Genomic DNA, 26,391 nt, shown 5'->3' on the forward strand with positions numbered 1-26,391 from the left:
TCAGACCAGGTCGGTCTTGGTGCGCAGCTGGGTGGCGACGGACTTGGCGATCTCGCCGCCGTGCGTCCAGGCGGTGCTCAGCGGGAACCGGGTCAGCACCGCCATGGTCCAGTCGTCGCCCAGGGCCAGGCAGTTGACGTTCCACTCCTTGGTGGCCTGGCGGTCGACCCAGCCGTTCTTGATGGCGATGCCGGACTGCTCCGCGGCCGGGAACGCCTTGCGGATGCCGAAGTTGCCGGTGCCGCGCACCGCCCGCATCTCGCCGACGAGGTAGCTGGTCCAGGTGGGTCCGGCCGCCTTGCCGCTGCCGATGGCGTGCGCGATGCGGCAGGTGTCGCGGGCGGACAGCCGGGTGGTGCTCCAGCCGTCGCCCGCCTTGGAGTCGGTCAGCCCGCAGACGTCGATCAGGCGCGCGATCGTCGCCGAGCGGCCCAGCTCCTCGTACAGCGTGGCGGCGGGTGGGTTGGCGCTGTCGCGGATCATCGTGCGGATCTCGTTCATCCGCGTCGCGCTCGGCGTCTGCCCGGCCTCGGCCGCGCGGCGCAGGTAGTCCGCGGCCAGCCAGGCCTTGATCATCGAGGCGGTCATGTTGGTCTGGTTGAAGTTCGACGAACCGACGATCTTGCCGGTCTTCCGGTCCATCAGCGCCCAGCTCCACCAGGCGCTCGTCTGCACGCTGACCAGCGCCCCCGGGTTGGGGGCGGCCAGCACGTCCACGGCGCCCTGCTCCAGGCCGGGCGGCCCGGGCTGCACCGGCACGCTGCGCGCGACCGCGGACTCGGGGCTCGCCGCGGCGCTGGGCGACACGGCGGGGTCCTGCCAGTTGGCGGCGACGGCGGGGTCGCCGCTGCCGCGACCGGCCAGCCAGAAACCGCCGCCGGCCAGCGCGGTCAGTCCGGCGGTGCCGGCCAGCAGCGCACGGCGACGGGTGAACAGCTCTGTCATGAGGGGGAACTCCGGGGGTGGGCGGGGCGCGGAGGGGTGTCCGCCGGAAGGTCAGGTCGCCGGTGGCGTCACCAGCTGTCGCGCCACGGAGGCGCACACGTCGGCCCCGTACTGCAGGCCGCTCTCGACGGGGTAGCGGGTCATCACATTCATGATCCAGTCATCGCTGATGGCGAGGCAGTTCAGGTGCCAGTTGCCGTCGGCGCCGATGGCCGTCCAGCCGTTCTTGATGGCGAGGGTGCGGGCGAGGGTGTCGGGTACGCCGTCGATGATGCCCCACCGGCCGCCGCCCGTCGTGGCGAACTGTTCCTCGGCGGCGGTGGAACCGCTCACCGAGCGCATCTCGGTGAGCACCCAGCCGGTCCACCGCGGGCCCGCCGCGGTGCCGTCGGCGACGCACTGCGCCAGCCGGACCGCGTCCCGAGGCGACATCTGGGTGCGGCTCCACCACTGGTCGAACAGTGTGGTGTCGGTCAGCCCGCAGACGTCGATCATCCGCTGCACGACCTCGTTGCCGCCGCCGGCCCGGTAGAGGGCCTGCGCGGCGCCGTCGTCGGAGTGCCTGATCGCGGCGCTGGCCTGGGCCAGCTCCTGCGGGGTCACCGGCTGGCCCGACTCGGCGGCACGGCGCAGGTGGTCGGCGACCAGCCACACCTTGATCATCGACTCGGTGCTGCTGGTCTGCGTGGCGTTGCGGGACGCGACGATCTGGCCGGTGCGCCGGTCGAGCATGGCGTAGCCGACGAAGTCGCCGGTGAAGGCCAGGTTGACCCGGCCCGCGGTGAGCGACCGGGTCGGCCGGTCCGCGGCTCGCGAGGAGGCGCGCTGGCTGGCGGCGTCGGCGGTCGGCGAGGCGGCACCCGCGTTCGGGACGGGCGTGGCGGTGGTCTTGGGGGCCGCGCCGGGCACGGCGATCGGGGCCGGGGTCGGCGGGGTGCCCGCGGCTTCTGCGCTCACCTGGACATTCTGCGAGCCGGTGAGAGCCGTGGTGGCGGTAGGGGCCACCAGCGCGAGGACCAGTACGCCGAGCGCGGTCGTCGCGGCGGTGAGAGGTGTGCGGCGGCGCATATGGGGGTGCTCCCGTTGACGGCATTGTCGTGGGTCGCCCGGGTATGGGGTGGTCCCGGATTGGCAGCAACGGTAGGTCGTACCTGCGTGAGCTGCCATTTCCGAGTCTTGCTCGCGCTCATTCCGGGTACCAGCAGTGATGCAGGTCACGGTGGGGCGGCCGCCGTGCGGCTGGTTGTGACAGTTGTTGCGCCGATACGCGCAAAGCTGTAACACTGGCCGCATGGAGACCGGTATGCCAGGGGTTGCTGGCGCGGAAAGGCTGCTCGGCGAGGTCGAGGAGGCCGAGGCCGCGCTGCGGGAGGCCGCCGAACGGGCGCTGGACGGCGAGGCGTCGTTCGACGCGGTGATCGCCGCCGATCAGAAGATCGAGCCGCGCGACGCCATGCCCGACGCGTACCGGGCGGGGCTGATCCGCCAGATCGCCCAGCACGCGCACTCCGAGATCATCGGCATGCAGCCCGAGGGCAACTGGATCAGCCGCGCCCCCTCGCTGCGGCGCAAGGCGATCCTGCTGGCCAAGGTGCAGGACGAGGCCGGGCACGGGCTCTACCTCTACGCCGCCGCGGAGACGCTCGGCGTCAGCCGCCAGGAGCTGGACGCCGCGCTGCTGACCGGCAAGCAGAAGTACAGCTCGATCTTCAACTACCCCACGCTCAGCTGGGCCGACATGGGCGCGATCGGCTGGCTGGTGGACGGCGCCGCGATCGTGAACCAGGTGCCGCTGTGCCGCTGCTCGTACGGGCCGTACGCGCGCGCCATGATCCGCGTGTGCAAGGAGGAGTCCTTCCACCAGCGCCAGGGCTACCAGTCGCTGTACGTGCTCGCGCAGGGCACCCCCGCGCAGCGGGCGATGGCGCAGGACGCGGTGGACCGCTGGTGGTACCCGTCGCTGGCGATGTTCGGGCCGCCGGACGCGGACTCCACGCACTCGGCGCAGTCCATGGCGTGGAAGGTCAAGCGCTTCTCCAACGACGAGCTGCGCCAGCGTTTCGTCGACATGTGCGTGCCGCAGGCGGAGATCCTCGGCGTCACGCTGCCCGACCCCGACCTGAAGTGGAACGAGCAGCGCGGCCACTACGACTACACGTCTCCCGATTTCGACGAGCTGATGCGGGTGGTCAAGGGCGACGGCCCCTGCAACCGCCAGCGGCTGGCGCACCGCAACCGGGCGCACGAGGACGGCGCCTGGGTGCGCGAGGCGGCCGCGGCGTACGCGGCGAAGAACAGGAAGGTATTGGCGTGAGCGAGCGAACCATGAGCGCGGCGGCCGCCGGCGACGAGCGCAGCGAGGAGTGGGCGTGACCAGCGACGTTCCCTTGTGGGAGGTGTTCGTCCGGCCCCGGCGCGGGCTGTCCCACACCCACGCCGGCAGCCTGCACGCGCCGGACGCGGACATGGCCCTGCGCCACGCGCGTGACCTCTACACCCGGCGCCAGGAGGGCGTCTCCATCTGGGTGGTGCCCGCCACGGAGATCACCGCGTCGAGCCCGGACGAGAAGGACTCCTTCTTCGACCCGGCCGCCGACAAGATCTACCGGCACCCGACCTTCTACGAGCTGCCCGAGGGGGTGGCACACCTGTGAGCGAGCGCAGCGAGCGAACCATGGGCGCGGTGCCCGCCGGTGACGAGCGAAGCGAGGAGCGGGCGTGAGCGAGCTTGCTGAGCGCACCGAGGTGGAGTTGCTGGCCCTCGGGGACGACGCCCTGATCGCGGCCCAGCGGCTGGCCGAATGGGTGTCGCGCGCGCCCACGCTGGAGGAGGACGTGGCGCTGGCCAACATCGCCCTCGACCAGCTCGGCGCGGCCCGGATGCTGCTGGCCACCGCGGGCGACGAGGACGAGCTGGCATACCGGCGTGACGACCAGGGGTTCCGCAACTGTCTGCTGGCCGAGCTGCCGCTCGGGCCGGCCCGCGGCGACCTGGACTTCGGCTGGACGATGACCTGGCTGCTCATGCTGTCGGCGGCGCAGCTGCTGCGCTACACCGACCTCGCGGCGGGCGCCGACGAGCAGGCGGCGGGCATCGGGGCGAAGGCGGTCAAGGAGTCGACCTACCACCTCGACCACGCCACCCAGTGGATGCTGCGGCTGGGCGGCGGCACCGAGCAGTCGCACCGCCGGGTGCAGGAGGCGCTGGACGGTCTCTGGCCCTACGGCCACGAGCTGACCGAGGGCATCCGCGACCGCTGGCTGGCGCTGGTCGAGCCGGTGCTGGCGGAGTCGGGCCTGACCCGCCCCGCCGACCGCTGGCGGCCCGACGGCGGCCGGGCGGGGCGGCACACCGAGCACCTGAGCTTCCTGCTGGCAGAGATGCAGTCGCTGCATCGGGCGCACCCCGGGGCGCAGTGGTGAGCACGGCCGTCGCCACGGCGGCGCGGGGCGACCGGAGGGAGGGCGTGATGACGGCGCAGACGGAGATCGCAAGGATCGCCGGTGCGGTGCCCGATCCGGAACTGCGTGTGGTCACCATCGGTGAGCTGGGCATCGTGCGCGGCGCGGAGCTCGCGGACGGCCGGGTCACGGTGACGATCACGCCGACCTACTCCGGCTGCCCGGCGATGGACGCGATCCGCGACGACATCCGGGCCGCACTGGCCGGGGCCGGGTTCGCCGACGTCGAGGTCAAGACCGTGCTCAGCCCGGCCTGGTCCACCGACATGATCACCGAATCGGGCTGGGCGGCGCTGGAGCGCACCGGCATCGCGGCGCCGGGTGCGTCCGGCACGCCGGCCTGCCCGCGCTGCGCGCACGCGCACGGCGGGCAGCCCACGCCGGTGCTGCAGATCAGCCGGTACGCCTCGACGCCCTGCCAGAGCCTGTGGAGCTGCCGCTCCTGCCTGGAACCCTTCAACGCGATCAAGAAACTGTGAGCACGCCGCTGTGAGCACGACTTTCCACGAGCTGACCGTCACCGCGGTGGAGCAGCTGACCCCGTCCGCGGTGGCGCTGACCTTCGCGGTCCCCGCCGAGCTGCGGCAGGCCTTCGCCTTCCGGCCGGGACAGCACGTCACCGTACGCCTGGACGACGAGCTGCGCCGCTCGTACTCGATCTGCTCGACGCCCGCGCAGCTGCGTGAGCGGGGCACGCTGACGATCGGCGTGAAGCGGGTGCCGGGCGGGGTCTTCTCGACCCGGGCGCAGGCGCTCGCGGCGGGCGAGACGCTGCCGGTGCTGCCGCCGCTCGGCCGTTTCACCACCGAGCTGGACCCGGCCCGCGCCCGCCGCTACGGCGCGATCGTGGCGGGGTCGGGGATCACGCCGGTGCTGTCGCTGGTGTCGGCGGCGCTGGAGACCGAGCCGGGCAGCACGTTCGCCGTGCTCTGCGGCAACCGCAGCGGCGCCGAGGTGATGTTCGCCGACGCGCTGGCCGACCTGAAGGACCGCTTCCCCGGGCGGCTGCAGCTGGTGCACGTGCTGTCGCGGGAGATGCAGCCCAGCGAGCTGCTCTCCGGCCGGCTGGACGCGGACCGGGTGACCATGCTGCTCAAGGAGTTCGAGCTGGCCGAGGTGCAGGAGTGGTTCCTGTGCGGGCCGCTGGGCGTGGTGCGCGCGGCCCGCGAGGCGCTGGCGGCGGTGGACGCGACCGGCAAGGTGCACGTCGAGCTGTTCCACGCCGAAGAGGTCGCGCCCCCGGTCGTCGACGTGGCGGGCGGGGACGTGGAGGTCTCCATCGTCCTGGACGGACGGTCGACCGACTTCACCATGGACCGGTCCGAGCGGGTGCTGGACGCGGCGCTGCGCCACCGCGGCGAGCTGCCGTACGCGTGCAAGGGCGGGGTCTGCTCGACCTGTCGCGCGAAGGTGGTCTCCGGCGCGGTGCAGATGGCCGCGAACTGGGCGCTGGAGCCCGATGAGCTGGCCGCGGGATACGTGCTGACGTGCCAGTCCAGCCCCACGAGCGAGGAGCTGGTGCTCGACTTCGACGCCTGAGCAGGCCGGGTGTGACGGACCAGCCGGGCCCGGCGGGGCGGCGACCCGATAGTCTCGGGGGCGTGAGTGCGAACCGGGAGATCGACAGCATTGTGCAGCGGGCCGCGGACGGCGGCCGCATCAGCTCCGAGGAGGCGCTGCTGCTGTATACCGACGCGCCGTTCCACGCGCTCGGTGAGGCCGCGGACGCGGTGCGCCGCCGCCGCTACCCGGACGGCGTCGTCACGTACCTGATCGACCGCAACATCAACTACACCAACGTGTGCGTGACGGCGTGCAAGTTCTGCGCCTTCTACCGGGCCCCCAAGCACAGCGAGGGCTGGACCCACGACACCGCCGAGATCCTGCGCCGCTGCGGCGAGGCGGTCGAGCTCGGCGCGACCCAGGTGATGCTGCAGGGCGGCCACCACCCCGAGTACGGCGTGGACTACTACGAGACCATGTTCGCCTCGGTGAAGCAGGCGTACCCGCAACTCATGATCCACTCGATCGGGCCCAGCGAGATCCTGCACATGGCCAAGGTCTCCGGCGTCTCCATCGAGGAGGCCGTGGTCCGCATCAAGGCGGCCGGGCTCGACTCGATCGCCGGCGCCGGCGCGGAGATGCTGCCCGACCGCCCGCGCAAGGCGATCGCCCCGCTCAAGGAGTCGGGCGCGCGCTGGCTGGAGGTCATGGAGGTGGCGCACCGGCACGGGGTCGAGTCCACCGCGACGATGATGATGGGCACCGGCGAGACCAACGCCGAGCGCATCGAGCACCTCACCATGATCCGCGACGTGCAGGACCGCACCGGAGGCTTCCGCGCCTTCATCCCGTGGACCTACCAGCCCGAGAACAACCACCTCAAGGGGCGTACGCAGGCGACCTCGCTGGAGTACCTGCGCCTGATCGCGGTGGCCCGGCTGTTCTTCGACAACGTGGCGCACCTGCAGGCGTCCTGGCTGACCACCGGCAAGGACGTGGGCCAGGTCGCGCTGCACATGGGCGTGGACGACCTGGGTTCGATCATGCTGGAGGAGAACGTCATCTCCTCGGCGGGCGCCAAGCACCGCTCCAACCTGCACGACCTGGTCCAGCTCATCCGCACCGCGGGCCGCATCCCCGCCCAGCGCGACACGCTCTACCGGCACCTGAACGTGCACTGGACTCCCGCCGACGACCCCACCGACGAGCGCGTGACCTCGCACTTCTCCTCGACCGCCATCGCCGGCGGCGGCGTCGGCAAGCAGCTCCCGCTGGTCGACGCCCGCTGATCGGCTGCAAGATCGCTGTTTCGTGTCAGAGAGTGCGACCGGACCGCACTTTCTGACACGAACCCGTGATCAATCCCACGCTGTGCGTGACTGTTCGGCCTATGGGCCGCCGGCTGGACTCGCGGTTACCGTCCAGGGTTGGCGATTCGTGGGAGGACGGCGATGGAACGGCACGTGATGAGGCTCGCGGCGGTGCTGACGGCACTGCTGGCCGGGCTCGGGCTCGCCGCTTCTCCCGCGTGGGCCGCCGGATCGGATCTCGCGGTGCAGTCGGCGGACGGCCGCGAGGGCGAGGTCGGGCAGACCGTGAGCGTGCCGGTCGGCCTCGCCAACAAGGGCCCCGACCCGATCGCGGCGAAGCCGGTGACGGTGTCCTACCGGGCTCCGGCGGGTGCGGTGATCATCCGGGCGAACGGCGCGACGAACTGCGTGTACAACGTGGCTCGCACCACGGCGCGCTGCCAGCTCGGCGCCGATTGGCGCGGTGCCCTCACCCTCAAGCCCGGCGAGTTCGTCAACCGCAACCTCGACCTGCGGATCGACCGCAAGATCACCGCTCCCGGCGCGTTCAGCGTGACCTGCGGGTGCGACGCGAAGAAGTCGAACAACGCGACGAACATCGTGCTCAACGGCGTCACCAAGCCACTGCCGAGTTCAACTCCGTCGGCGAAGCCGTCGGCCTCCGCGTCGCCGACACCCAGCCCGTCGGCGACGCCGAGCGAGACGCCCGAGGCCACGGCGGAGCCGTCCGCCGAGGAGTCGACGGCACCGGCCGTGGCCGAGCCGTCGGAGCCGCCGGCGTCCGGCAGCGCCACACTGAGCGGGCTGATGCTGATCGGCTTCGGTGTCGTGCTGCTCGGCCTGGTCGGGCTGGGCGGCGCGGTGTATCTGTGGCGCGTGCGCGCCGGTCGCGACGATGACGGCGGCGACGACGGCGGCCACGACATGGACGCCACACAGGTGATCCGGTAGCGCAGTGTGGCGGCCGCCGCAGCGCGCCCGGACGGCGTTTGGCAGAGTGGCGCTGTGAGCCGCGCAGACCTGGATAAAGAGCCGTACGAGATCGCCGCCATGTTCGACGGCGTCGCGGAGAAGTACGACAAGACCAACTCCGTGCTGTCGTTCGGCCAGGACAAGGGCTGGCGTCGCGCCACCCGGGCCGCGCTGAGCCTCAAGCGCGGCGAGAAGGTGCTCGACCTGGGCGCGGGCACCGGCGTCTCCACCGAGGAACTGGCCCGCTCGGGTGCGTACGTGGTCGGCGTCGACCTGTCCCTGGGCATGCTGGCGGTGGGCCGCCGCGACCGGCCGCACGTGCCGCTGGTCGCCGGAGACGCGCTCGCGCTGCCGTTCCCCGACCACACCTTCGACGCGGTGACCACGTCGTTCGTCATCCGCAACGTGGCGAACACCCCGGCCGCGCTGCGCGAGCTGGCCCGGGTCACCAAGCCGGGCGGCCGCCTGGTGATCTGCGAGTTCTCGCACCCCGTCAACGGCGCGTTCCGCACCGTGTACCTGCAGTACCTGATGCGCTCGCTGCCCGCGGTGGCCCGCAAGGTCTCCAGCAACCCCGAGGCGTACGTCTACCTCGCCGAGTCGATCCGGGCGTGGCCCAACCAGAACGAGTTCGCCAAGATCATTGGCGAGAACGCCTGGACCCAGGTGAAGTACCGCAACCTGACCGGCGGCATCGTGGCGCTGCACAAGGCCGTCAAGCCCGCCTGATCCACGCGTTCGCCGGACACGGCGCGCCCCGCCGCCGCAGGATCGAACCATGCGGTACGACGAGAGCGCGGTCATCGGCGTCCTCGGCGGCGGTTACGGCGAGCCGCCGGTGCGCGTCGCCGAGCTGGAGGAGGCGGCCCGGCGCAGGTCGGCCGCCCGCCGGGCGACGCATCCCGTGCCGCCGCCCGCCCCGGATCCCGGTGTGCCCCCGGAACCGGATCCCGACCGGGTCCCTGACCCGACCCCCGACCCCCAGCCCGGCCCGCCCTGACGCGGCCGCGGTCGGTCCGGCTCGCCTAGGTCCTGCGCGCGCTCTGGGAGCGCGGCCGGGCCGAATGTGCAGTTAGGTTCACCTAACCACTACGGGTCCTTGACGCAGTTCTAGACTGCTCGCCGGACTTGCTTGTGAAGACTTTCACGAGCCCCGAACGAGCGTTAAGGCCGAGGTGGAGGTGAGCATGACACCGACCGATGTCGATGCGGATGTGATCGTCGTTGGAGCCGGTCCCGGTGGCTCCGCCGCCGCCTATCACCTTGCCAAGCATGGTGCGAAGGTGCTGCTGCTGGAGAAGACCGAGTTCCCGCGGGAGAAGGTCTGCGGCGACGGACTGACCCCCCGCGCGGTCAAGCAGCTGATCGACATGGGCGTCGACGTGAGCCCCGAGGCCGGCTGGCTGCACAACAAGGGCCTGCGTGTCATCGGCGGCGGCGTCCGGCTGGAGCTGGACTGGCCCGACCTGGCGAGCTTTCCCGACTTCGGCCTGGTGCGCACGCGCCTGGACTTCGACGACATGCTCGCCCAGCGGGCCGTCGCCGCGGGCGCCGACCTGCGCACCGGCCACAACGTCACCGGCCCGGTGCTCGACACCGACGGCCGCGTGGTCGGCGTCGAGGTGCGCACGCCCGAGGGCGACAAGACGCTGCGCTCGCACCTGGTGGTGGCCGCCGACGGCGTGTCCGGCCGGTTCGCGCTCGCGCTGGGCATGGCCAAGCGCGAGGACCGTCCGATGGGCGTCGCGGTGCGCCGCTACTACCACTGCCCGGCCAAGGCGAACGACGACTACCTGGAGTCCTGGCTCGAACTGCGCAGCCGCGAGGCCGGCGCCGCGCAGCTGCCCGGCTACGGCTGGATCTTCGGGCTCGGCGACGGCCGGGTGAACGTGGGCCTGGGTGTGCTGAACTCCTCCAAGGCCTACCAGGCGACGAACTACCGGAACATGCTCACCGACTGGATCGGCAGCACGCCCGAGGAGTGGGGCCTGAACGAGGCCAACGCCGACGGCAAGATCCTCGGCGCGGCCCTGCCGATGGGGTTCAACCGCACGCCCCACTACACGCGGGGCATGATGCTGGTGGGCGACTCGGGCGGGATGGTCAACCCCTTCAACGGCGAGGGCATCGCGTACGCGATGGAGTCCGGCCAGCTGGCCGCCGAGGTCCTGATCCAGGCCCTGGCGCGCCCGGCGGGCCCGGCCCGGGAGCTGGCGCTGGCGGCATACGCGAGCGAGCTCAAGCGCCGGTTCGGCGGTTACTACCGAATCGGCGGGATCTTCGTGAAGCTGATCGGCAATCCGCAGATCATGAAGGTGGCCACGAAGCACGGCATGCCGCATCCCACGCTCATGCGGTTCGTGCTCAAGTTGCTGGCCAACCTCACCGATCCGCGGGGCGGCGACTCCATGGACCGGATCATCAATGCCATGTCCCGCGTGGCACCCGCGGTGTAGCGGGCCGCGGGGCGAGGATCATAATCCGAGCTGCAAGCAGGCGAAACACTAATCAACCGGGAAGAAAGGACGTAGGCAGGTGTCGCTCTCCGCGTACGTGCCCATCGTTGGGCTCTTCGCGCTGGCCGCGGCCTTCGGGCTTTTCTCGGTCACGGCCGCGCCCTTCATCGGACCCCGCCGCTTCAACAAGGCGAAGCTCGACGCCTACGAGTGCGGCATCGAGCCGACCCCGCAGCCGATCGGCGGCGGGCGCTTCCCGATCAAGTTCTACTTGACCGCGATGCTCTTCATCGTCTTCGACATCGAGATCATCTTCCTCTACCCCTGGGCTGTCACCTTCGACAGCTTCCAGGGGTGGTTCGTCTTCGTCGAGATGCTTCTGTTCATCGGCACGGTGTTCATCGCGTACGCCTATGTATGGCGTCGCGGTGGCCTGGATTGGGACTGACATGGGACTCGAAGAGAAGCTCCCCTCCGGGGTGCTGCTCACCACCGTCCAGGGGCTCGTCAACTGGACCCGTAAGGCCAGCTTCTGGCCGGCCACCTTCGGCCTGGCCTGCTGCGCGATCGAGATGATGGCCACCGGTGCGGCCCGATTCGACTCGGGCCGCTTCGGCATGGAGGTCTTCCGGGCGTCGCCCCGCCAGGCCGACCTGATGATCGTGGCCGGCCGGGTGAGCCAGAAGATGGCCCCGGTGCTGCGCCAGATCTACGACCAGATGCCCGACCCCAAGTGGGTGCTGTCCATGGGCGTCTGCGCCTCGTCGGGCGGCATGTTCAACAACTACGCGATCGTGCAGGGCGTGGACCACATCGTGCCCGTCGACATGTACCTGCCGGGCTGCCCGCCGCGGCCGGAGATGCTGCTCGACGCGATCCTCAAGCTGCACGACAAGATCCTCGCCGAGCCGCTGGGCGCCGGCGGCCGCAAGATGCTGGCCGCCAAGGAGGCCCGCGAGGGCAAGCCCGTGGTCGCCCCGGGCGCGATGCCGTCGAGCTACCGCTACAACAAGGCGCTGCGCGCCGAGTGGGAGCAGGCCGTCGCCGAGGGCCGCGAGGAGCAGCTGCGGATCACGAAGTGGATGGAGCGGGGGAACCACCGGTGACCACCCAGGGTGAAGGACTGTTCGGGGTCACCGGCACCGGTGACACCTCCGGCATGGGCGGCCTGGTCCGCAAGCGGCCGGTGCAGCTGGACGCGCAGCGGCCGCTCGGCGGCTGGTACGACGAGGTCGTGGACGCGCTGGAGGAGGCCTACCCGGGCTTCTCCGACGCGATCGAGCGCGTCGTCATCGACCGCGGCGAGCTGACCCTGCACATCGTCCCGGCGAAGATCGCCGAGGTGTGCCAGATCCTGCGCGACGACCTGTCGCTGCGCTACGAGCTGTGCTCGTCGGTGTCCGGCGTGGACTACATCGCCGAGGAGCGCCGCCTGCACGCGGTGTACCACCTCACCTCGATGACCTACCGCCGCCGCATCCGCCTGGAGTGCGCGGTCACCGCGGCCGACCCGCACCTGCCCAGCGTCACCTCGGTCTACCCGACCGCGGACTGGCAGGAGCGGGAGGCATACGACATGTTCGGCATCGTCTTCGACGGCCACCCGAACCTGACCCGCATCCTCATGCCGGACGACTGGGACGGTTTCCCGCAGCGCAAGGACTACCCGCTGGGTGGCGTGCCGGTCGAGTACAAGGGCGCCGAGATCCCGCCGCCCGACTCACGGAGGGCGTACCGGTGAGCGCGAGGAACGAAGCGAAGCGTAGTACCGCAAGCGCCACCTTCAGGAGGCACCGATGAGCAACGCTGGATACGCGCAGGAGCGCGAGACGACCGAGGGCAAGGTCTTCACGGTCACCGGTGGCGACTGGGACTCCATCGTCTCGGGCGTCGACCCGATGCACGACGAGCGCATCGTCGTCAACATGGGTCCCCAGCACCCGTCCACGCACGGCGTGCTGCGCCTGGTGCTGGAGATGGAGGGCGAGACCGTCACCGAGGCCCGCCTCGTCGTCGGCTACCTGCACACGGGCATCGAGAAGAACATGGAGTACCGCACCTGGACGCAGGGCTCCACGTTCGTGACCCGGATGGACTACCTCGCCCCGATCTTCAACGAGACGGCGTACAGCCTCGCGGTGGAGAAGCTGCTGGGCATCGAGGACCAGATCACCGAGCGCACCAACACCATCCGCGTGCTGATGATGGAGCTCAACCGGATCTCCTCGCACCTGGTGTGGCTGGCCACGACCGGTATGGAACTCGGCGCGCTGTCGATGATGATCTACGGCTTCCGCGAGCGTGAGTTCATCCTCGACATCTTCGAGATGATCACCGGTCTGCGCATGAACATGGCCTACGTGCGCCCGGGCGGCGTCGCGCAGGACGTGCCGGACACGGCGATCGTGAAGATCCGCGAGTTCCTCGACTTCATGCCCAAGCGCATCAAGGAGTACGAGGACCTGCTCTCCGGCCAGCCGATCTGGAAGGCGCGCACCCAGGGCGTCGCGGTGCTGGACGTGACCGGCTGCGTGGCGCTCGGCGTCACCGGCCCGGTGCTGCGCAGCTCCGGCCTGGCCTGGGACCTGCGCAAGACCATGCCGTACTGCGGTTACGAGACCTACGACTTCGACGTGCCGACCCAGCCCGAGGGCGACGTGTACGCGCGCTACCTGGTGCGCCTGGCGGAGATGCGGGAGTCGCTGAAGCTCGTCGAGCAGGCGCTGGACCGGCTCAAGCCCGGCCGGATCATGGTCGAGGACCGGAAGATCGCGTGGCCCGCGCAACTGGCGCTCGGCAACGACGGCCTGGGCAACTCGCTGGAGCACGTCGCGCACATCATGGGCCAGTCCATGGAGTCCCTGATCCACCACTTCAAGCTGGTCACCGAGGGCTTCCGGGTCCCGGCCGGCCAGGTTTACGTGCCGATCGAGGGCCCGCGCGGCGAGCTGGGCGCGCATGTGATCTCGGATGGGGGCACCCGGCCGTTCCGGGTGCACATGCGGGAGCCGAGCTTCGTGAACCTGCAGGCAATCCCGGCCATGGCCGAGGGCGGCCTGCTGGCAGATGTGATCGCGGGCGGGGCCAGCCTCGACCCGGTGATGGGTGGGTGTGACCGATGACAGCGCCGCAGAAGTCGGTGGACGTGTTCGACGAGAAGACCCGGGAGCTGGCGCGTGAGATCGTCGCGCGCTTCCCGGAGGGCAAGGAGCGTTCGGCACTGCTGCCGATGCTGCACCTGGTCCAGTCGGTCGAGGGGTACGTGTCCCCGGCCGGTGTCACGTTCTGCGCCGAGCAGCTCAACCTGACCAAGGCCCAGGTCGGCGCGGTCGCCACCTTCTACACCATGTACAAGCGCCGCCCGACCGGCGAGTACCTGGTCAGCGTCTGCACCAACACCCTGTGCAACGTGCTGGGCGGGCAGGAGGTCTACGACACGCTGTCCGAGACCCTCGGCGTCGGGCACGACGAGACCACCGAGGACGGCAAGATCACGCTGGAGCACGCCGAGTGCCTCGCCGCGTGCGACTACGGCCCGGTGCTCACCGTCAACTACGACTTCTTCGACAACGTGACCCCGGAGAGCGCGCTCGACGTGGTCGGCAAGCTCAAGTCCGGGCAGCGTCCTGCGCCGACCCGCGGCGCGCGGCTGTGCTCGTTGAAGGAGACGGCATTGCAGCTGGCGGGCTTCGCCGACGAGCGCGAGGGCGCGGTCGCCGACGGCCCGGCGGGCGACTCGACGCTGCGCGGCGTGCGCCTGGCGCAGCAGCACGGGATCAGCCCGGCCGGTTTCGACATCAACACGCCCATCCCGACTCCCTCGAAGGAGGCGGCGAAGTGAGCACTCCTAGTGCCGGCACCCTGGCCAAGCTCACCCCCGTCCTCACCAAGCGCTGGCTCTCCCCGGACGCCTGGCGGCTCGACGTCTACGAGCGTCTGGACGGCTACGCCGCCCTGCGCAAGGCGCTGGCCGTGCACCCCGACGACCTGATCGCCCTGATCAAGGACTCCGGCCTGCGCGGCCGCGGCGGCGCGGGCTTCCCGACCGGGCTCAAGTGGGGCTTCATCCCGCAGAACGACGGCAAGCCGCACTACCTGGTCGTCAACGCCGACGAGGGCGAGCCGGGCACCTGCAAGGACCTGCCGCTGATGGCCCACGACCCGCACTCGCTGGTCGAGGGCGTCATCATCGCCTCGTACGCGATCCGCGCCAACCGCGCCTACATCTACATCCGCGGTGAGGCGGTGCACGCCGCGCGGCGGCTGCGCCACGCGGTGGCCGAGGCGTACAAGGCCGGCTACCTCGGCAAGAACATCCTGGGCACCGGGTACGACCTCGACCTGGTGGTGCACTCCGGCGCGGGCGCGTACATCTGCGGCGAGGAGACGGCGCTGCTGGACTCGCTGGAGGGCTTCCGCGGCCAGCCGCGGCTGCGCCCGCCGTTCCCTGCGACGCACGGCCTCTACGCCAGCCCCACCGTCGTCAACAACGTGGGCACCATCGCCAGCGTGCCGTACATCGTGCTGGGCGGGGCCGCCTGGTGGAAGACGATGGGCACGGAGAAGTCGTCCGGCCCGATGATCTACTCGCTGTCCGGCCGGGTGAAGAACCCGGGCCAGTACGAGTGCTCGATGGGCATCACGCTGCGTGAGCTGATCGAGCTGGCCGGCGGTATGCAGGACGGCCACCAGCTGCGGTTCTGGACTCCGGGCGGCTCGTCGACGCCGCTGCTGACCGGCGACCACATCGACACCGCGATGGATTTCGAGTCCGTGGCGGCGGCCGGTTCCATCCTCGGCACGACCGCCGTCCAGCTCTTCAGCGACCAGGACTGCCCGGTCTACGCGACCTACCGGTGGCTGGAGTTCTACCACCACGAGTCGTGCGGCAAGTGCACCCCGTGCCGCGAGGGCAACTACTGGATGGTGCGGGTCTACCGGCGCATCCTGTCCGGTGAGGGCACGCTCGAGGACCTGGACACCCTGCTGGACACCGCGGCCAACATCCTGGGCCGCTCCTTCTGCGGTCTCGGGGACGGCGCGACCAGCCCGGTGACCTCCTCCCTGCAGTACTTCAAGCAGGACTACCTGGACTACATCGAGGGTCGCAAGGCGCCGAAGCTCAGCGCCCACGCCCTGGCAGGAGCGCACTGACAATGAGCCAGGAAGTACAGAAGCACACCGACACCGTCACCCTGTCCATCGACGGCATCGAGGTGACCGCGCCCAAGGGCGAGCTGGTCATCCGCACCGCCGAGCGGCTGGGCATCGACATCCCGCGGTTCTGCGACCACCCGCTGCTGGCCCCGGCCGGCGCCTGCCGCCAGTGCCTGGTGGACGTGGAAGGCCAGCGCAAGCCGGTCGCCTCGTGCACCCAGACGGTGGCCGACGGCATGGTGGTGCGCACGCAGCTCACCTCCGAGGTCGCCCGCAAGGCCCAGGAGGGTGTGATGGAGCTGCTGCTCATCAACCACCCGCTGGACTGCCCCATGTGCGACAAGGGCGGCGAGTGCCCGCTGCAGAACCAGGCCATGCAGGTCGGCCGGCCGGAGTCGCGCTTCCACGAGCAGAAGCGCGAGTACCAGAAGCCGATCAACATCTCCTCGCAGGTGCTGCTGGACCGTGAGCGCTGCGTGCTCTGCCAGCGCTGCACCCGGTTCTCCGACGAGATCGCGGGTGACAAGTTCATCGACCTGATGGACCGGTCGTCGGCGGAGCAGATCGGCATCTACCGCGACGCCTCGTTCGGCCACTCGCACGAGCACGGCACGATCGACGAGCTGGCCTACGACCAGGACGACCCCGAGTCCGGCGATGTGCCGTTCAACTCGTACTTCTCCGGCAACACGATCCAGATCTGCCCGGTCGGCGCGCTCACCAGCGAGCAGTACCGCTTCCGCGCCCGGCCGTTCGACCTGGTCTCCTCGCCGAGCAAGTGCGAGCACTGCGCATCGGGCTGCGACATGCGCACCGACCACCGCCGCGGCAAGGTGCTGCGCCGCATGGCCGGCAACGACCCGCAGGTCAACGAGGAGTGGAACTGCGACAAGGGCCGGTGGGGCTTCCGCTACGCCACCGCCTTCGACCGGCTCACCACCCCGCTGGTGCGCGACGCCGAGAGCGGCGAGCTGCGTGAAGCCTCCTGGACCGAGGCGATCACCGTCGCGGCCGAGGGACTGCGGGCGGCGCGGGACGGCGCGTACGGCGTCGGCGTGCTGACCGGCGGCCGGCTGACCGTCGAGGACGCCTACGCGTACGCGAAGTTCAGCCGCATCGTGCTGGGCAGCAACGACATCGACTTCCGGGCCCGCCCGCTGTCGGCGGAGGAGGCCGAGTTCCTGGCCTCGTCGGTCGTCGGCGAGCAGTCGGTCACCTACACCGACCTGGAGCAGGCCAAGCACGTGGTGCTGGTCGGCTTCGAGCCGGAGGAGGAGAGCCCGATCATCCTGCTCCGCCTGCGCAAGGCGGCGGCCAAGGGCAAGCTCAAGGTCACCTCGGTGGCCCCGTTCCTGACCCGCGGCGCGGAGAAGGCCGGCGCGACGCTGGCCCGGTGCGTGCCCGGCCAGGAGCCGGCGGTCCTGTCCAACCTGGAGGGCGTCGAGCCGGGCACGGTCGTGCTGGTCGGCGAGCGCCTGGCCACGGTCCGCGGCGGCTTCTCCGCGGCGGCGAGCCTGGCCGCGCGTACCGGCGCGAAGCTGGCCTGGGTGCCGCGGCGCGCGGGTGACCGCGGCGCGGTAGACGCGGGCTGCCTGCCCACGCTGCTGCCGGGCGGCCGTTCGGTCGCCGACGCGGCGGCGCGGGCCGAGCTGTCGGCGGCCTGGGGCGTCGCGGCGGGCGTGATCCCGAGCCAGACCGGCCGGGACACCGACGCGATCCTGGCGGCGGCCGCCTCCGGCAAGCTGGGCGCGCTGGTCGTGGCGGGGGTCGACCCGGCCGACCTGAGCGACCCGAAGGTTGCCGAGGAGGCGCTGGACAAGGTCGGCTTCCTGGTCTCGCTGGAGCTGCGGATGAGCGCCGTGTCCCGGCGCGCGAACGTGGTGTTCCCGGTGGCGGCGCCGGCCGAGAAGGCCGGCTCGTACGTGAACTGGGAGGGCCGCCTGCGCACCTACGAGCAGGCGCTGGACACCCCGAACACGGGCGCGAAGCTGACCGACGCCCGGGTGCTCGACGCGCTGGCCGCCCGCCTGGGCGTCACGCTGGGCACCGGCGACGTGCTCGCGGTGCGCCGCGAGCTGGGCAGCCTGCCGGCGACCGGCGCGCAGCGCCCGGCCGCGCCGGCCGAGGTGGGCGCGGCCGCGCCCGCGCTGAAGCAGAACGAGGCGATCCTGGCCAGCTGGGCGCAGCTGATCGACCTGGGCAGCCTCACCGACGGCGACGAGGTGCTGGCCGGCACCGCGCGCCCGCCGGTGGTGCGCCTGTCGAAGGCCCGCGCGACCGCGCTGGGTGTCGCCGACGGCGACCCGGTGACCGTCGGGACCGCGCGGGGTGCGATCACCCTGCCGGCCGCGATCACCGAGATCTCCGATGACGTTGTCTGGGTGCCGACCAACTCCCCGGGTTCCACGCTGCGCCGCACGCTCGGCGCGAACCCGGGTGCGGTCGTGACCGTGAGCGGAGGAAGCAAATGATCCTCGCCCCCATCGGTTTCCTGGCCGAGGACCCGGCAACCGGTGATCCGACGCTGGTCGACTTCGGGCATGACCCGTGGTGGATCGTCCTCATCAAGGTGGTCGGCGTCTTCGTCTTCCTCGTGGTGATGACCCTGTTCACCATCTGGTACGAGCGCCGCGTGGTGGCCCGGATGCAGGTGCGTCCCGGCCCGAACCGGCACGGTCCCTTCGGTCTGCTGCAGTCGCTGGCCGACGGTCTGAAGCTGGCGTTCAAGGAAGACATCATGCCGCTCAAGGCGGACAAGGCGGTCTTCTTCCTGGCGCCGGTGATCTCGACCGTGTGCGCCTTCACCGCGTTCTCGATCATGCCGTTCGGCCCGTTCGTGTCGATGTTCGGCACGCGCACGCCGCTGCAGCTGACCGACATCTCGGTGGCGGTGCTGCTGGTGCTGGCCTGCTCCGGCATGGGCATCTACGGCATCGTGCTGGGCGGCTGGGCCTCCGGCTCGACCTACCCGCTGCTCGGCGGCCTGCGTTCCAGCGCTCAGCTGATCTCGTACGAGGTCGCGATGGGCCTGTCGTTCGTGGCCGTCTTCATGACCGCGGGCACGATGAGCACCTCGGAGATCGTCAACGCGCAGGCGCAGGGCGCGCCGGTCAACCTGGGCGGGTTCGAGTTCACCGCGCCGAGCTGGTTCTTCCTGCTGCTGCTGCCGAGCTTCGTCATCTATGCGATCTCGGCGGTCGGCGAGACCAACCGGGCCCCGTTCGACCTCCCCGAGGCCGAGTCGGAGCTGGTCGGCGGCTTCCACACCGAGTACTCGTCGCTGAAGTTCGCGCTGTTCTTCCTGGCCGAGTACATCAACATGGTGACCGTCTCCGGTCTGTGCGCCACCCTGTTCCTGGGCGGCTGGCGCGCGCCGACCTCGTTCGAGAGCTTCTGGCCGGGCATCAACTCGGGCTGGTGGCCGCTGCTGTGGTTCACCATCAAGGTGCTGCTGCTGCTGTTCGTCTTCATCTGGCTGCGGGGCACGCTGCCCCGGCTGCGCTACGACCAGTTCATGCGCTTCGGCTGGAAGGTCCTCATCCCGGTCAACCTGGTGTGGATCCTGGCCCTGGCCTTCATCAAGACCATGCAGAAGCAGCAGATGGACGGCTGGACCAAGGTCTGGTTCGTGGCTGTGCCGCTGGTCGTGATCCTGCTGCTGGCCCTGCTGTGGCCGCAGAAGAGGGAGGAGCCGGCCCTGCCCGTCGAGGAGCAGGTGGCCCGGCGTCCCGAGGGCAGCTTCCCGCTGCCGCCGATCGACCTGCAGGTGCCGGTGAGCCCTCGCGCCAACCGGCTGACCGCCGAGCGCGAGACCGTGCCCGCCACCGACGACGTATACAAGGAGGTGTGACGTGGGTTCGATGACGGATGCCGTCAAGGGCTTCGGCGTGACGTTCTCTCACATGTTCAAGAAGACCGTCACCACGCACTACCCGGAGAAGCCGGACCCGACGGCCCCGCGTTACCACGGCCGGCACATCCTCAACCGCTACCCGGACGGCCTGGAGAAGTGCATCGGCTGCGAGCTGTGCGCGTGGGCCTGCCCGGCGGACGCGATCTTCGTCGAGGGCGGCGACAACACCGACACCGAGCGCTTCTCGCCCGGTGAGCGGTACGCGGCCAACTACCAGATCAACTACGCCCGGTGCATCTTCTGCGGCCTGTGCATCGAGGCCTGCCCGACCCGTTCGCTCACCATGAGCAACGAGTACGAGCTGGCCCGGGACAACCGGCAGGACCTGATCTTCACGAAGGAGCAGCTGCTCGCGCCGCTGCTGCCCGGCATGGAGCAGCCGCCGCACCCGATGCGGCTTGGCGACACCGAGAAGGACTACTACCTGGGGGCTCCGGCCAACCCGGGTACGTCGGCGGGAGCTGAGACCCGATGACCCTTTCGACTCAGGTGCTCGCCGCGGCGGCCGAGACGGCGGGCCAGGTGTCCGGCGGGGAGAAGTGGACCTTCTTCCTGCTGGCTCCGCTCGCGGTCATCGGCGCGCTGGGCATGGTGATCGCGCGCAACGCGGTGCACTCCGCGCTGTGGCTGGTACTGACCATGCTCAGCTTCGGTGTCTTCTTCATCGTGCAGGGCGGCCCGTTCATCGGGATGGTGCAGATCATCGTCTACACCGGCGCGATCATGATGCTCTTCCTGTTCGTGCTGATGCTGGTCGGCCGCGACGCGTCGGACTCGGTGATCGAGACCCTGCGCGGGCAGAAGGTCGTCGCGGTGCTGCTGGGCCTGGGCCTGGCCGGCCTGCTCGGCACCGGCGTCCACCAGGCCACCCGGAACATGCCGGTGGCCGGCCTGGACCTGGCCAACGCCAACGGCAACGTGCAGGGCATCGCCTCGCTGCTGTTCACCAAGTACATCTGGATCTTCGAGGTCACCTCCGCGCTGCTCATCACCGCGGCGGTCGGCGCGATGCTGCTGGCCCACCGCGAGCGGGCCAAGGGCGAGCGGGTCGGCCAGGTCGCGCAGATGCGGGCGCGCTTCGAGCCGGGCAACTACCCCGGCCCCAAGCCCGGCCCGGGTGTCTTCGCGAACTCCACCTCGGTGGCCACCCCGGCGAAGCTGCCGGACGGCACCCCCGCCGAGCGGAGCATCTCGCCGATCCTGCCGACGCGCGAGCTCACCTCGGCGGAGATCGCCAACAAGCACACCGAGGGGAAGTGACTCGATGACCCCCATGTACTACATCGTGCTGTCGGCTGTGCTGTTCAGCATCGGCGCCGTCGGCGTGCTGATTCGCCGCAACGCCATCGTGCTGTTCATGTGCGTCGAGCTGATGCTCAACGCCGCGAACCTGGCCCTGGTCACCTTCGCCCGGATGAACGGGACGCTGGACGGTCAGGTGATGGCGTTCTTCTCGATGGTGGTCGCGGCAGCCGAGGTCGTCGTCGGTCTGGCCATCATCATGTCGATCTTCCGCACGCGACGCTCGGCGAGCGTCGACGACGCGAACCTGCTGAAGTACTGAGGCGGAGATGGAACCAACTCTAATGCTGGCCGACGCGGCACAGGCGCCCGTCGTCTTCGCCCCCGCCACGGGCCTGCTGTCGTACATGTGGCTGCTGATCGCCGTCCCGGCGGTCAGCGCGCTGATCCTGCTGACGACCGGCCGATGGGCCGACAAGTGGGGCCACTGGCTCGGCTGCGCGTCGGTGCTGTTCTCCTTCGTGCTGGGCGCGGGCATGTTCTTCGGGCTGCGCGACCTGCCCAACCGGGCGGTGCAGCAGGAGCTCTACAGCTTCATCCCGGTCGGCAACCTGCAGGTCGACTTCGGGTTCCTGTTCGACCCGCTGACCGCCTGCTTCGTGCTGCTGATCACGGGCGTGGGTTTCCTGATCCACGTGTACGCGACCGGCTACATGGCCCACGACGAGGGCCGCCGCCGCTTCTTCGGGTACTTCAACCTGTTCATCGCGGCGATGCTGCTGCTGGTGCTCGGCAACAACTACGTGATGCTCTACTTCGGCTGGGAAGGCGTGGGTCTCGCGTCCTACCTGCTGATCTCCTTCTGGTACGGCCGTCCGTCCGCGGCCACCGCCGGCAAGAAGGCGTTCATCATGAACCGCATCGGTGACGCGGGTCTGGTGCTCGGCATCTTCCTGATGTTCGCCCAACTCGGCTCGGTCAACTACGACGTGGTGTTCAGCAACGCCGGCCTGATGCCGACCACGACGATCCTCGTGCTCGGCCTGCTGCTGCTGCTCGGCGCGACCGGCAAGTCCGGCCAGTTCCCGCTGCAGGCGTGGTTGCCCGACGCGATGGAGGGCCCGACCCCGGTCTCGGCCCTGATCCACGCCGCGACGATGGTGACCGCCGGTGTCTATCTGATCGCCCGCTCCAACCCGATCTTCTCGGCGAACACGACGCTGCAGACGGTCGTGGTCAGCGTCGGCGCGCTCACCCTGCTGCTGGGCTGCATCATCGGCTCGGCCAAGGACGACATCAAGCGCGTGCTCGCCTGGTCGACCGTGTCGCAGATCGGCTACATGTTCCTCGGCGTCGGGCTGGGCGGCGGCGCGTACGCGCTGGCCATCATCCACCTGCTGGCGCACGGCTTCTTCAAGGCCAACATGTTCCTCGGCGCGGGCTCGGTCATGCACGGCATGAACGACCAGGTGGACATCCGCCGCTTCGGCGCGCTGTGGAAGTACATGAAGATCACCTGGCTCACCTTCATGATGGGCTGGCTGGCGATCATCGGCATCCCGCCGCTGAGCGGCTTCTTCACCAAGGAGCCGATCATCGTGGCCGCGTTCGCGCGCCCCGGCTGGACCGGCTGGCTCTACGGCCTGGCGGCGCTGATCGGCGCTGGCCTCACCGCGTTCTACATGACCCGGCTGTTCATCCTCACCTTCCACGGCCCGAAGCGGTGGACCACCGCCAAGGAGGGCTCGGTCGACCAGCACCCGCACGAGTCCCCGCCTGTGATGACGATCCCGCTCATCTTCCTGGCGCTCGGCTCGATCTTCGCCGGCATGCTCATGGCGACCCCGGTCGCGCAGTGGCTCACCCCCGTGCTGGGCCCGCCGACCGAGGAGCACCCGAAGATGGGGCACCTCACCATCACCGTGCTCAGCCTGGTGCTGACGGTGGCCGGTGCGGGCCTGGCGTACGCGCTGTTCCGCAAGGGCACGGCGCTGGCGCCGCAGCCGGCCGGACCGGTGGTCACCGCCGCCCGCAACAACCTCTACACCGACGCCTTCAACGAGGCGGTGTTCGAGAAGCCGGGCAAGTGGCTCACCCGGGCGCTGGTCTTCGTCGACAACAAGGGCGTGGACGGACTCGTCAACGGGCTCGCCGCGCTGGTCGGCGGGGGCTCGGGCAGGCTGCGCCGACTCCAGACCGGCTTCGTGCGGTCGTACGCGCTCTCGATGCTTCTCGGCGGGGTGCTGGTGCTCGGCGCCTTCGTCGCGGTGCAGCTCGGCTGGATGGGATAACGATGAAATACCTGTCACTCCTGACCCTCGTGCCGCTGGTCGGCGCGCTGACGGTCGCGTTCGTCCCGCGCGCCAAGCCGGAGCTGGCCAAGCGGCTGGCACTGATCTGGTCGATCGTGGTGCTGGCGGTGGGCGTCGCGGCGTGGGTCGCGTACAAGCCCAACGGCCCGCGCCTGCAGCTGCAGGAGTCCTACACCTGGATTCCGGCGTGGGGCGCGAAGTTCAGCTTCGCCGTCGACGGCATCGCGCTGGTGATGATCGCGCTGATCGTGCTGCTGGTGCCGCTGGTGATCCTTGCCAGCTGGCACGACGCGGAGAAGAGCAAGCGCAGCGTCCCGGCGTACTTCGCCCTGCTGCTGGCGCTCGAAGGCACCATGATCGGCACCTTCACCTCCGCCGACGTGCTGCTGTTCTACCTCTTCTTCGAGGTCATGCTGGTGCCGATGTACTTCATCATCGGCTCGTTCGGCACCGACGTGCCGGCCAAGCAGCGCCAGTACGCCGCGGTGAAGTTCTTCCTCTACTCGCTGGTCGGCGGTCTGCTGATGCTGGCCGCGGTCATCGGCATGTGGGTGTACGGCGGCCACACCTTCGACTGGCAGACGCTGACCGACGTCGAGTTCACCACCACCGTGCAGCGGTGGCTGTTCCTCGGCTTCTTCGTCGCGTTCGCCATCAAGGCGCCGTTCTTCCCGTTCCACACCTGGCTGCCCGACGCAGGTGGGGCGGCTCCGGCCGGCGCCGCCGCGCTGCTGGTCGGCGTGATGGACAAGGTCGGCACCTTCGGCATCCTGCGCTACTGCCTCCCGCTGTTCCCGGAGGCGTCGCGCTGGTTCGCGCCGTGGGCGATCGGGCTGTCGCTGATCGGCATCATCTACGCGGCGCTCGTGGCGATCGGCCAGAAGGACCTCAAGCGCCTGGTCAGCTACACCTCGATCGCGCACTTCGGCTTCATCGGCGTCGGCATCTTCGCCTTCACCTACCAGGCCGGCTCCGGCGCGGTGCTGTACATGGTCAACCACGGTCTCGCGACCGGCCTGCTGTTCCTGGTCGTGGGCATGTTCGTGGCGCGCCGCGGCAGCACCCTGGTGACCGACTTCGGCGGCGCGGGCAAGCTGCTGCCGCTGCTGGCGGGCGTCTTCTTCATCGCGGGCATGGCCTCGCTGGCGCTGCCGGGCCTGGCCCCGTTCGTCAGCGAGTTCCTGGTGCTCATCGGGACGTTCACGGTGAACAAGCCGGTGGCGGTCATCGCGACGGTCGGCATCATCCTCGCCGCGGCGTACGTGCTGTGGATGATCCAGCGCACCACCCAGGGCAACACCAACCCCGTGCTGCACGACCTCGCGCCGATGAAGCGCGACCTGTCGCTGCGCGAGGGCATCGTGGTGGCGCCCCTGATCGTGCTGCTGATCGTGCTGGGCTTCTACCCCAAGCCGGTGCTCGACGTGATCAACCCGGCGGTGCAGGCCACGCTTACTGACGTGGTCACCCCGGAGCGGGCCGACCCGGCGCCCGCCACCTCCACTGTGGAAGCAGGAAAGTGACCATGGGCGAACTAGTGCTCAACCTGCCCGCGCTCGCCTACCCGGCGCTGGCGCCGATGCTCCTCCTCTTCGCCGCGGCCTGCGCCGGGGTGCTCGTCGAGGCCTTCGTGCCGCGGGGCGCGCGCAACGCCGTCCAGCTGGTCCTGAGCCTGCTGGCGCTGATCGCCGCGCTGATCATGGTGGTGCTGCGGGCGGGCAAGGTGACCGCGGAGAACGCGCAGACGGCGGCCGCCGCGGTCTCGATCGACCAGGCGGGTCTTTTCCTCCAGGGGGCGATCATCGTCCTCGGCATCGTGTCGATGCTGCTGATCGGTGAGCGGACCCTGGAGACCGGCGGTCCGTTCGTGGCACAGGCGGCGATCACCGTCGGCTCCGAACTCGACCGCAAGCAGGCGGCCAAGGAGTCGGGAGCGACCGAGGTCTACCCGCTGGCGCTGTTCGCCATCGCCGGCATGACGCTCTTCGTGACCGCGAACGACCTGCTGGTCATGTTCGTGGCGCTGGAGGTCTTCTCGCTCCCGCTGTACCTGCTCTGCGCGCTGGCCCGCCGCAAGCGGCTGCTGTCGCAGGAAGCCGCGCTCAAGTACTTCCTGCTCGGCGCGTACGCCTCGGCGTTCTTCCTGTTCGGCCTGGCGCTGGTGTACGGCTTCGCCGGCGCGGTCGACTTCCGGGCGATCCACGCGTCGGTGAACAACTCGCCGAACAACGTCCTGCTGCTCATCGTCGGCCTGGCGATGCTGTCGATCGGCCTGCTGTTCAAGGCCGCCGCGGCGCCGTTCCACGTGTGGACGCCGGATGTCTACCAGGGTGCGCCGACCGCGGTCACCGCGTTCATGGCGGCCTGCACCAAGGTCGCCGCCTTCGGCGCCCTGGCCCGCGTGCTCTACGTCGGCTTCGACGGGCTCGGCTGGGAGTTCACGCCGGTGCTCGGCGTCATCGCGGTGCTGACCATGCTGGTCGGCGCGATCCTGGCGGTCACCCAGACCGACCTCAAGCGGCTGCTGGCCTACTCGTCGATCGCCAACGCCGGCTACCTGCTGGTCGGTCTGCTCGGCGGCGGCAAGGAGGGCCTGAGCAGCATGCTGTTCTACCTCGTGGCGTACGGCTTCCTCGTGATCGCGGCCTTCGGCATGCTCACGCTGGTTCGCGACGCCGACGGGGAGGCCACCCACCTGTCCCGCTGGGCGGGGCTGGGCAAGCGGTCGCCGCTGTTCGCCGGTGTCTTCAGCTTCCTGCTGCTGGCCTTCGCGGGCATCCCGCTCACCAGCGGTTTCGTGGCGAAGTTCGCGGTGTTCGGGGCCGGTATCGCCGGCGGCCAGACCTGGCTGGTGCTCTTCGGCGTGCTCAGCAGCATCATCCTGGCCTTCCCGTACATCCGGGTCGTGGTGCTGATGTGGCTGAACGAGCCGGGCGAGACCACCCCGAGCGTGTCCATCCCGGGTGCGCTGACCTCGACCGCCCTCATGATCGGCGTGCTGGTCACGCTGGTGCTGGGGGTCTGGCCGAGCCCGCTGCTGGACCTGACGACCAACGTGTCCAACTTCATCCGGTAGGTAGTCGTAAATCCGAAGCTCCCCCCACGACCGATCCTTGGAC

At 70.1% G+C, this 26,391-nt stretch carries 25 protein-coding genes and 1 pseudogene; 24 read left to right on the plus strand and 2 right to left on the minus strand.

Annotated features, from left to right (window positions below; all coding sequences use genetic code 11):
* Entirely contained in the window at window positions 1-945 is a 945-nt protein-coding gene (locus F9C41_RS19915) for a serine hydrolase (RefSeq protein ID WP_155388350.1), read from the minus strand.
* Window positions 946-996: 51 nt separating this feature from the next.
* On the minus strand, window positions 997-2,013 hold the full coding sequence (locus F9C41_RS19920; protein ID WP_155388351.1) for a serine hydrolase: 1,017 nt from the start codon (window positions 2,011-2,013) through the stop codon (window positions 997-999).
* Window positions 2,014-2,236: 223 nt separating this feature from the next.
* On the opposite strand from F9C41_RS19920, the gene paaA reads away from it, so the two are divergent.
* The 24 genes and pseudogenes from paaA (at window position 2,237) to nuoN (ending at window position 26,348) form a co-directional block, all read left to right on the plus strand.
* Complete coding sequence (gene paaA, locus F9C41_RS19925; RefSeq protein ID WP_155388352.1) at window positions 2,237-3,259, plus strand: 1,2-phenylacetyl-CoA epoxidase subunit PaaA; 1,023 nt, start codon at window positions 2,237-2,239, stop codon at window positions 3,257-3,259.
* A 55-nt stretch (window positions 3,260-3,314) separates the two neighbouring features.
* Window positions 3,315-3,599 (plus strand): 1,2-phenylacetyl-CoA epoxidase subunit PaaB, encoded by a 285-nt coding sequence (gene paaB / locus F9C41_RS19930; protein WP_155388353.1) that lies wholly within the window; start codon window positions 3,315-3,317, stop codon window positions 3,597-3,599.
* A gap of 64 nt (window positions 3,600-3,663) precedes the next feature.
* On the plus strand, window positions 3,664-4,368 hold the full coding sequence (gene paaC / locus F9C41_RS19935; RefSeq protein ID WP_155388354.1) for a 1,2-phenylacetyl-CoA epoxidase subunit PaaC: 705 nt from the start codon (window positions 3,664-3,666) through the stop codon (window positions 4,366-4,368).
* A gap of 47 nt (window positions 4,369-4,415) precedes the next feature.
* The gene (gene paaD, locus F9C41_RS19940) at window positions 4,416-4,886 is read left to right on the plus strand and encodes a 1,2-phenylacetyl-CoA epoxidase subunit PaaD (protein WP_155388355.1); all 471 of its coding nucleotides are present in this window, start codon (window positions 4,416-4,418) and stop codon (window positions 4,884-4,886) included.
* A 10-nt stretch (window positions 4,887-4,896) separates the two neighbouring features.
* On the plus strand, window positions 4,897-5,946 hold the full coding sequence (locus tag F9C41_RS19945) for a 2Fe-2S iron-sulfur cluster-binding protein (protein WP_155388356.1): 1,050 nt from the start codon (window positions 4,897-4,899) through the stop codon (window positions 5,944-5,946).
* A gap of 62 nt (window positions 5,947-6,008) precedes the next feature.
* Window positions 6,009-7,199, plus strand: a complete 1,191-nt coding sequence (gene mqnC, locus F9C41_RS19950; RefSeq protein WP_155388357.1) for a cyclic dehypoxanthinyl futalosine synthase — start codon at window positions 6,009-6,011, stop codon at window positions 7,197-7,199.
* Window positions 7,200-7,361: 162 nt separating this feature from the next.
* On the plus strand, window positions 7,362-8,171 hold the full coding sequence (locus F9C41_RS19955) for a hypothetical protein (RefSeq protein WP_155388358.1): 810 nt from the start codon (window positions 7,362-7,364) through the stop codon (window positions 8,169-8,171).
* Between the two features lie 54 nt (window positions 8,172-8,225).
* Complete coding sequence (locus tag F9C41_RS19960; protein WP_155388359.1) at window positions 8,226-8,921, plus strand: demethylmenaquinone methyltransferase; 696 nt, start codon at window positions 8,226-8,228, stop codon at window positions 8,919-8,921.
* Between the two features lie 49 nt (window positions 8,922-8,970).
* Complete coding sequence (locus F9C41_RS19965) at window positions 8,971-9,192, plus strand: hypothetical protein (protein WP_155388360.1); 222 nt, start codon at window positions 8,971-8,973, stop codon at window positions 9,190-9,192.
* Between the two features lie 187 nt (window positions 9,193-9,379).
* Window positions 9,380-10,648, plus strand: coding sequence for a geranylgeranyl reductase family protein (locus tag F9C41_RS19970; RefSeq protein WP_155388361.1), 1,269 nt, complete (start codon window positions 9,380-9,382; stop codon window positions 10,646-10,648).
* Window positions 10,649-10,727: 79 nt separating this feature from the next.
* A complete protein-coding gene (locus tag F9C41_RS19975) occupies window positions 10,728-11,096 on the plus strand; it encodes an NADH-quinone oxidoreductase subunit A (protein WP_155388362.1) in 369 nt (122 codons plus the stop codon).
* Window position 11,097: 1 nt separating this feature from the next.
* Complete coding sequence (locus F9C41_RS19980) at window positions 11,098-11,754, plus strand: NuoB/complex I 20 kDa subunit family protein (RefSeq protein WP_120317843.1); 657 nt, start codon at window positions 11,098-11,100, stop codon at window positions 11,752-11,754.
* The gene (locus tag F9C41_RS19985; RefSeq protein WP_407924709.1) at window positions 11,751-12,389 is read left to right on the plus strand and encodes an NADH-quinone oxidoreductase subunit C; all 639 of its coding nucleotides are present in this window, start codon (window positions 11,751-11,753) and stop codon (window positions 12,387-12,389) included. The genes F9C41_RS19980 and F9C41_RS19985 overlap by 4 nt, the downstream gene beginning before the upstream one ends.
* Window positions 12,390-12,444: 55 nt before the next feature.
* Window positions 12,445-13,770 (plus strand): NADH-quinone oxidoreductase subunit D, encoded by a 1,326-nt coding sequence (locus F9C41_RS19990; protein WP_155388364.1) that lies wholly within the window; start codon window positions 12,445-12,447, stop codon window positions 13,768-13,770.
* A gap of 17 nt (window positions 13,771-13,787) precedes the next feature.
* Window positions 13,788-14,459, plus strand: a pseudogene (nuoE, locus tag F9C41_RS19995) (NADH-quinone oxidoreductase subunit NuoE); the annotation flags it as partial.
* A 26-nt stretch (window positions 14,460-14,485) separates the two neighbouring features.
* Window positions 14,486-15,802 carry an NADH-quinone oxidoreductase subunit NuoF gene (gene nuoF, locus F9C41_RS20000; RefSeq protein WP_155388365.1) on the plus strand — a complete coding sequence of 439 codons (1,317 nt, stop codon included), beginning with the start codon at window positions 14,486-14,488 and terminating at the stop codon, window positions 15,800-15,802.
* 2 nt (window positions 15,803-15,804) lie between these two features.
* Window positions 15,805-18,276: an NADH-quinone oxidoreductase subunit G gene (locus tag F9C41_RS20005; protein WP_155388366.1), complete on the plus strand. Its 2,472-nt coding sequence runs from the start codon at window positions 15,805-15,807 to the stop codon at window positions 18,274-18,276.
* Entirely contained in the window at window positions 18,273-19,655 is a 1,383-nt protein-coding gene (gene nuoH, locus F9C41_RS20010; RefSeq protein ID WP_155388367.1) for an NADH-quinone oxidoreductase subunit NuoH, read from the plus strand. The genes F9C41_RS20005 and nuoH overlap by 4 nt, the downstream gene beginning before the upstream one ends.
* Before the next feature lie 10 nt (window positions 19,656-19,665).
* Window positions 19,666-20,193: an NADH-quinone oxidoreductase subunit NuoI gene (nuoI, locus tag F9C41_RS20015; protein WP_373311795.1), complete on the plus strand. Its 528-nt coding sequence runs from the start codon at window positions 19,666-19,668 to the stop codon at window positions 20,191-20,193.
* Window positions 20,190-20,978, plus strand: coding sequence for an NADH-quinone oxidoreductase subunit J (locus tag F9C41_RS20020; RefSeq protein ID WP_155388368.1), 789 nt, complete (start codon window positions 20,190-20,192; stop codon window positions 20,976-20,978). Before nuoI ends, F9C41_RS20020 begins: the two co-directional genes overlap by 4 nt.
* Before the next feature lie 4 nt (window positions 20,979-20,982).
* Entirely contained in the window at window positions 20,983-21,282 is a 300-nt protein-coding gene (gene nuoK / locus F9C41_RS20025; protein WP_120317851.1) for an NADH-quinone oxidoreductase subunit NuoK, read from the plus strand.
* Between the two features lie 7 nt (window positions 21,283-21,289).
* Window positions 21,290-23,251 carry an NADH-quinone oxidoreductase subunit L gene (gene nuoL / locus F9C41_RS20030; RefSeq protein ID WP_155388369.1) on the plus strand — a complete coding sequence of 654 codons (1,962 nt, stop codon included), beginning with the start codon at window positions 21,290-21,292 and terminating at the stop codon, window positions 23,249-23,251.
* 2 nt (window positions 23,252-23,253) lie between these two features.
* The gene (locus tag F9C41_RS20035; RefSeq protein WP_155388370.1) at window positions 23,254-24,795 is read left to right on the plus strand and encodes an NADH-quinone oxidoreductase subunit M; all 1,542 of its coding nucleotides are present in this window, start codon (window positions 23,254-23,256) and stop codon (window positions 24,793-24,795) included.
* Window positions 24,796-24,797: 2 nt separating this feature from the next.
* Window positions 24,798-26,348 carry an NADH-quinone oxidoreductase subunit NuoN gene (gene nuoN, locus F9C41_RS20040; protein ID WP_155388371.1) on the plus strand — a complete coding sequence of 517 codons (1,551 nt, stop codon included), beginning with the start codon at window positions 24,798-24,800 and terminating at the stop codon, window positions 26,346-26,348.
* The last annotated feature ends 43 nt before the right edge of the window (window positions 26,349-26,391 follow it).

This window comes from Catellatospora paridis (genome assembly GCF_009720365.1).
GTDB lineage: Bacteria > Actinomycetota > Actinomycetes > Mycobacteriales > Micromonosporaceae > Catellatospora > Catellatospora paridis.